The following is a 6,431-nucleotide window of genomic DNA, read 5'->3' as shown; positions in this document are numbered from 1 at the left end:
CGCGCCATCTCTTGACCCTACTCGTCTTTGAGAACTGCAAAGGCCGCTCCTTGAAATAATCCCAAGAGAGCGGTTGTTGGTTCCTGTAAGAACATATTGCACAGACCTACTAATGACGTGAAGAGCGAATACATCGGATGAAGCTCGGCCAGGCGGATCGATGCGGGACGCACTTCAAAGAGCGTGCACACACCCCAGCGCAAGCGGTCGATGAATACGTTTGTATAGGTCTTGGCAAAGGCCGCAGTCACTCCCCAGTAAGGATATCCAATGTGAAAGAGATCGAATTTCACTCCCGGGTATTTTAGGAATAGGTTCTCTAAGAGTTCTGGATTTGAGTTGCTTAGCATTCTACGATTTCCTTCCAGCAAACCGGCGTGAAACTGAACGAAAACTCCACGTTCATTCGCTGCAGAAAGGATATGATGCATCACAAATCCTGCACTACTTTGGGTAGAACTAGACTCTTGTCTCCATACACACACTTCTCGGTTCTCTCTTTCAGAGCCTTTTGAAACACGATTGCAGCGTCTTTGAAACTCACTTCTTCAAATCTAATCGACCTCTGATAAGCAATAACACTCTTCAGACTAATGATGCCATTTGCCAGATTCTCATCCAGCTCCCTTTCGAAAACCTCTAGCCAGTCGCTGAGCGATCTTATTTTTACGGCATAGGTCTCCTCCAGCCATCCTACTATATCGAATTCCGGTGGCATTGGCATTATGTAGTTCTGTGGCTGCCATACCCTCCTGAATAGGCTCCTGTCGCATTCGAATCGACCGGTCCAGGGATCTATTATCGCAAGTTCTATGTTACAGAGATCCTTCAGGATCTCTTTCAGGTGTCCCGGTCTGTTTGCCTCTCTGAACCTCTCTCCGAGCTCCTCTATGGTCGAACCTCTTATTCCGTCGATCCCGTATATCGCTCTAACCGAATCATCGAGAGCCCTGCCGTAACCGGTATGTCGGCAAAACTCCCAGTGTGGTTCGATAAGTGTCTAGCGTTCAAGGAGATCTCTGTTTCTATCTCGGGCAACTTCCAGGGTCTTCGACTCAAGTCCCGAAGAAATCAGATCAGAGCTCATATAGTGAAGAAGGAACTCTTGAAGAACATCGTCTCTTCCTTCAAGCAGATCTTCTGCATGAACAAGGTGCTCGTGCGTGTCAATCACCGGGATCTACCTTATGTAATCTAGGATCTCTTCATAGACTCCCATTTTATTCTCCGATTCCATATCTACTTATTGCTGAAGCGACGATGTTGTTAATGAGATCGCCGTAGCTCCACCCTCTTGCTTCGGCCATTTTGACGATATCTGAGTAATCAGGTACTAGAAGAGGAAGGGAATTGACCTCCAGGAAGTAGATCTTTCCTTCGTCGTCAATCTTCAAATCGATACGGCAATAGTCCTTTAGATCCAGCGCCCCGAAGACCTTCAGTGAGAACTCGCTTACCACTGATTCCTCTCTCTGTGAGATCTTCGCGGGACAGATGTAATTTGTCTCGTCACCGTAGAACTGTTTCACCCTGTAGGAATAGAAAGTCTCAAGGCGATCTGGCAACGACGAGAAATCTATTTCCATTATTGGCAGAACTTCACTGCCAACTATTCCAACGGTAAATTCCCTTCCTTCAATGAACCTCTCAACCAGAGCGGGCTGTCCAAATCTCTCGTGGATACGTGAAACAGCTTTCTGCATTTCATCAACGCTTACAACAACCGAGTCCTCCCAGATACCTTTTGCGCCACCTTCTTTAACGGGTTTGACAATTGCCGGGCTGAACGGGAGGTTGTCGACAATATCTCCGGGACGAACCGAAAAGAATTCGGGAGTGGATATCCCATAGGCCTTCATGATCAACTTTGTGAGCGTCTTGTTAATACAGAGAGCGTTTGCCGTAGCACCGGAGCCGGTAAAGGGTACTCCCAGAAGATCCAGCACGGCCGGAAGATGGATCTGCCTCTCGGTATTACCCATGGCGGTAGTGAGATTGAACACGAGATCAGTGCCTCTAAGTACGCTAACAGCATCGATCTCGAATGGTCTGGAATCAACTTCAAAACTATTCTCGAGTGAACTAACAACACTCCTGACCATCTCTTCATGATGAAAATCGATTGTCATGTCGTGAACGACAGTGATTCTCATAACATTCCTCCCTGGGACATCTTCAAAGTATCACTACAAAGGAATTATACATATTCCTCGTTTTCGGTTTCCTGATTTAGTATCAATGAAGGAGAACCCCGGTCTCAAAAGACAGAGTGGACTTCGACTAGTGTTGCTGATGAAGCTCATCGCTTTATGTCGTGACGTTGAGAATCTCTTCCCCATCGAATTTTCTGGCAACGGCAAGAGCTCTTCCCCTGGACCAGATGGAAGATCTTCCCTGCGCTTTGTCTCTGCCAACAATCCCAATCGCCATCGGATTTACGAGATAGCGAATCTTCTCTCTACACAATGATGCCCTGATCGGTCCATCGCGAAACCAGATCCTCTCCTGCGTCGAACCGCGCATCGATCCTTTCCACTCAGCAAAATTGCAGGAGGGAACCAGTATCACTTCGCAACCGGCTGCGTCCAGTCTCTCGATTTCGGTTTGAAAGAACATATCGTAACAAATCGCTATACCTATTATGCCAATCTCCGTATGAACCACATTATCGACTGGCTCTCCTCTGGAAAACAACACAGAGCTCTCGGCTTTGGTAAGATTGTGCTTCAAGGCTCTTGTCAACAACTTTCCCTCAGGATTGAATAAGTAGGCGATATTATAGAGCCTTCCATCCCTAATGAATCTCCCTCTCTCAGATTCTTCATCGATTATGGGAAGCAATATCGACGGGGCAAGAAGATAAGTTTCGAACTCCCTGGCAATGGTACTGAAAACTCCGTGATAGTAGGCTTCTATCCCAAGGGCATCTCTTAGAAAAGCCTTCTTCAAAGGATTAAGAGAGAACCCCATATTCTTAATTGCATACTTTGCAAGAGTCTTTGTTGTCGTCTCCGCGAAGCTGAGTTTCCTGAAGGAAGGGTACAGAAATGTTGCAAAAAACTCCGGGAAGGCAATGATATGGTTACTCCCCTTCCATAGAAGTGAAGCCTCACTCGCATAGTCTCTCATCTTTCTGCGAAATGTCTCTTCGCCATAAGACTCCTGATCGAACCAGACCTGAATTGCAGTAAGATCGGTGTCTTTCATGACGCAAGCTTAACAATAATCAATATTAGAGCAACAACCAATAAGATCGGCAGGAAGACAACAAAAAGACCTGCTATGGCAAATATCACTATCATTATCACTCCTACGCCGGCTACAACAATAATCAACGCAGGGAAGAACCTAATTGCAAGATATAGCAGGAACAATGCACCGACAATGGCTAGAAAAGTGCTCAAGAGATCACCTCCGTTTACTGGTCATTGACAGTATAACGCATGGACTATATAATTCTCTAGGCAATGAAGCTTGCCTTGAGCAGACTCCTCCAGAAACGCCTCCAGCTGATAGCTTCTACCAAATTTGCAGCCTGGTCCTGCTTGACTCTGGAGGAGTATATGATTCTTAGCATCTCCCTTATAGTTATTCTCTCGATAGTTGTGCTTTCCCTCTTTGAAAGAATCCGTCTTCCCGGTCTGATTGGACTGGTCTCGCTTGGAATAGCTTTGGGACCGGATGCAATGAATCTCATCGACACATCATTGCTCTCAATTTCCGATGAAGTCCGGCTGCTTGCGCTCATAGTCATTCTGATGCGCGCCGGTCTCGGATTGAATCGGAGAATCATCAAGAAGATAGGTCCCCTCGCTCTTCGCCTTAGTTTTCTTCCAAGCCTCTTCGAAGGTTTCTCAATTATGGTAATGGCTCACTTCTTCCTGAATCTCAGCCTCGTTCAAGGTGAAATGCTCGGCTTCATAATCGCGGCGGTTTCGCCTGCGGTAGTAGTTCCCGAGATGCTGAGACTGAAAGAAAAGGACTTCGGAAAGAGAAACGAAACACCTTCTACTATTCTGGCGGCAGCTTCAATAGACGACGTTGTGGCTATTACACTCTTTACGGTCTTTTTGGGAATTGAAGGAGGATAGGATGTCAGTATCGGAATGTCCTTTCTTATGGTGCCGGTAGAGATTGTTCTCGGTATATCTCTTGGCGCGGCAATCGGCTTTCTCTTCAGCCTGCTCTTCAAAAGATTCCATATCAGAGACACGAAGAGGGTTCTCTTGATTCTAATGATTGCGTTCGTTTTCCATAAACTCGAGGAAGTACTCCCCGTAGCAACTCTTCTGGGTGTTATGGCGATAGATTTTGTCCTGCGAGAGAGGCTTCCGGTAGCCGTCGACAGGATTGCAGGAAAAATGGAGAGAATATGGGTGGTCGCCGAGGTCTTCCTGTTCGTTCTAGTGGGTGCAAGTGTTAACGTACGTGCGATAGGCGACTCATGGCTAATGGGACTACTTGTAATTCTTATTGGACTCATATTCAGAAGCGCGGGCGTTCTGGCGGCCACTCTCGGTTCGAAACTGACTCTCCGCGAAAGACTCTTTTGCATGATTTCTTCTCTGCCCAAAGCCACAGTTCAGGCTGCAGTGGGAGGAATACCCTTAGCAATGGGAGTTGCTTACGGAGATGTTATACTTTCGGTTTCAGTACTCTCGATCCTAATAACGGCCCCTCTTGGCGCCATCGGCATCAGACTCGCCGCAAGAAGATTCGCGAAGAGCACCTGAGAGAGTCGACCACATCTTCTCTTCGACTCTCTTCATAAAGTTATGAAATGTGAAGGCTCTTTTCGATCCGGAGAAATCGTCGATCACTCTTGACTCCGTTTCATTTCAAACCAAAAAGCAAGTTAAAGCGATTACTCCGGTTTATCTGCCGCGGCTTTCTGCCGGAGTGATTTTTGATTGAAGAGAAGTTCTGCGCAATCCTTTTCGGCAATAGGTAGTGCTCAAAGCTCACGATGGGCCTTAGGTACCCTATGCTAATTTCCGAAAGTATATTCAGATCTACCGAGCGGACCTATCTTCTGAGACTGCCCTGTTCTTCCAGTTGACAACCACAACACCGGCCGAAACCAATATGAGGGCAAACGCCATGTACGAATTGAGGGCCTCTCCTGGAATGAAGGCTGCGGAGAGAAAGACGCCGGCAACTGGAATAACGAATCGGAACATAGTGATTTCACCGGCTTTGTGAAAGCTGAGAATCGCATACCACAAGGAAAAGGCTATGGCCGAAAGAAGCATAGAATACACTAGAAGGAGATTGCCCTTGAGCGTGAAAACGAGCGAATCCTGTTTCAACCCGGGAAGACCGACGATGAGGAGAAGAAAGCCGCCGATCGAGAGCTGCCATCCCGACACGAGAAAGGGAGATCGGTTCGCCGACATCCATTTGGCATACATAGTGCCGAATGCACCGATAGTCGCTGCGATCAACATGAAGCCATCACCTTTGAACACGAAACTCAGAGTGAATCCCGCTTCGAAATTTGCAAGGAAAACCCCCGCGAATCCCAGTATCATCCCAAGTATCTTTTTCCAGCTCAGGCGATCATTCTTGTAAATGTAGTGAGCGAGAAGGATCACAAGGAAGTTCTCACCCGCCATTATTATCGAAGACTTCATTCCCGTTGTATGACTGAGCCCATTATAGAAGAAGAAGTACAGAAGAAAAGTCTGCAATACTCCAAGTGCAAACAAATGCATGTAGTCCTTCTTAACGAACTTCACTCTTCCCTTTCTACCCAAAGGTATCGAAAGCAGAAGCACCATAATACCGGCTCCCAAAAACCTGATTCCGGCAAAGACAAGCTTAGCTGAAACATCATCCGGGGAAATTGCCATCTCCTCGTAACCGAGTTTAAGAACGGGAAAAGCGCTTCCCCAGAGAACTGAACAGAATACAGCGATTAAAGCCGCCATCCACTTCTTCTTCAGAATATCCATGAAATAAGTCTACACTAAAACCGGCAGACACGTAGTTCTTTCCATTTGACGGCATTTTACTTTTACCGGAGCGCATAGACACGCAAACTTGTTCTTTTTTTGTGGTCGAAGGGGGCCCCACCTACTTGTAAGTTTGATAATGGGGGATATTCTGTGCGGCTTCACGCTTAAGAACGAAGACCCGTTCCCCGAGAAGATGAATCGAGAAAGGGCATTGTTGAGATGCTCGCTTCGCTCACGAGAAGACTCCAATCGACACGTCAACCGTTGAATGTTCGCCGTTCTCCGACCGGAAAAAGGCCGAGACAGATTGATGAATTATTTGTTGAAAGAACATGCTGCCGCACAACCATCTAGATTGGTCGATATCTTCACCGAATACCTTAATGAATTTGAAAAGCTTTTTACCTAGGATATCAGTTCATTAGGAGGGCGAACAGCCGTTCGCCCCTACAAAAGAATTGTCTAATCGTTTGA

General features: G+C 46.7%; 7 protein-coding genes, 1 pseudogene and 1 riboswitch. Of the genes and pseudogenes, 1 reads left to right on the top strand and 7 read right to left on the bottom strand.

Annotated elements, in window-relative coordinates:
• Positions 1-17 precede the first annotated feature (17 nt).
• The 6 genes from B3K91_RS00695 to B3K91_RS00670 all read right to left on the bottom strand — a co-directional run bounded on the left by B3K91_RS00695 (position 18) and on the right by B3K91_RS00670 (position 3,404).
• Positions 18-431 (bottom strand): amidohydrolase family protein, encoded by a 414-nt coding sequence (locus tag B3K91_RS00695; RefSeq protein WP_292589035.1) that lies wholly within the window; start codon positions 429-431, stop codon positions 18-20.
• On the bottom strand, positions 431-724 hold the full coding sequence (locus tag B3K91_RS00690; RefSeq protein WP_292593840.1) for a hypothetical protein: 294 nt from the start codon (positions 722-724) through the stop codon (positions 431-433). Before B3K91_RS00690 ends, B3K91_RS00695 begins: the two co-directional genes overlap by 1 nt.
• A gap of 276 nt (positions 725-1,000) precedes the next feature.
• Positions 1,001-1,174: a hypothetical protein gene (locus B3K91_RS00685; RefSeq protein ID WP_292593838.1), complete on the bottom strand. Its 174-nt coding sequence runs from the start codon at positions 1,172-1,174 to the stop codon at positions 1,001-1,003.
• A gap of 46 nt (positions 1,175-1,220) precedes the next feature.
• Positions 1,221-2,153: a D-alanine--D-alanine ligase family protein gene (locus B3K91_RS00680; RefSeq protein ID WP_292593836.1), complete on the bottom strand. Its 933-nt coding sequence runs from the start codon at positions 2,151-2,153 to the stop codon at positions 1,221-1,223.
• Between the two features lie 154 nt (positions 2,154-2,307).
• Positions 2,308-3,207 carry a carbon-nitrogen hydrolase family protein gene (locus tag B3K91_RS00675; RefSeq protein ID WP_292593295.1) on the bottom strand — a complete coding sequence of 300 codons (900 nt, stop codon included), beginning with the start codon at positions 3,205-3,207 and terminating at the stop codon, positions 2,308-2,310.
• Positions 3,204-3,404 (bottom strand): hypothetical protein, encoded by a 201-nt coding sequence (locus B3K91_RS00670; RefSeq protein WP_103133753.1) that lies wholly within the window; start codon positions 3,402-3,404, stop codon positions 3,204-3,206. The genes B3K91_RS00675 and B3K91_RS00670 overlap by 4 nt, the downstream gene beginning before the upstream one ends.
• Positions 3,405-3,454: 50 nt before the next feature.
• A riboswitch (Fluoride riboswitch) is annotated at positions 3,455-3,529 on the top strand.
• A gap of 34 nt (positions 3,530-3,563) precedes the next feature.
• Here B3K91_RS00670 and B3K91_RS00665 point away from each other — a divergent pair.
• Positions 3,564-4,733: pseudogene (locus B3K91_RS00665) on the top strand (cation:proton antiporter).
• 279 nt (positions 4,734-5,012) lie between these two features.
• Here the strand turns inward: B3K91_RS00665 and B3K91_RS00660 are convergent.
• A complete protein-coding gene (locus B3K91_RS00660; RefSeq protein WP_292593834.1) occupies positions 5,013-5,954 on the bottom strand; it encodes a DMT family transporter in 942 nt (313 codons plus the stop codon).
• Between the last annotated feature and the right edge of the window lie 477 nt (positions 5,955-6,431).

Origin of the sequence: Mesotoga sp. UBA5847, assembly GCF_002432735.1 — a bacterium.
GTDB lineage: Bacteria > Thermotogota > Thermotogae > Petrotogales > Kosmotogaceae > Mesotoga.
The sequence above is the reverse complement of the archived record's forward strand: the minus strand, read 5'-3'. Positions and strand labels throughout refer to the sequence as shown.

Coding starts and splice junctions, on each gene's coding strand:
- B3K91_RS00695 (WP_292589035.1), bottom strand. CDS start 431: ATGCATCATATCCTTTCTGCAGCGAATGAACGTGGAGTTTTCGTTCAG.
- B3K91_RS00690 (WP_292593840.1), bottom strand. CDS start 724: ATGCCAATGCCACCGGAATTCGATATAGTAGGATGGCTGGAGGAGACC.
- B3K91_RS00680 (WP_292593836.1), bottom strand. CDS start 2,153: ATGAGAATCACTGTCGTTCACGACATGACAATCGATTTTCATCATGAA.
- B3K91_RS00675 (WP_292593295.1), bottom strand. CDS start 3,207: ATGAAAGACACCGATCTTACTGCAATTCAGGTCTGGTTCGATCAGGAG.
- B3K91_RS00660 (WP_292593834.1), bottom strand. CDS start 5,954: ATGGATATTCTGAAGAAGAAGTGGATGGCGGCTTTAATCGCTGTATTC.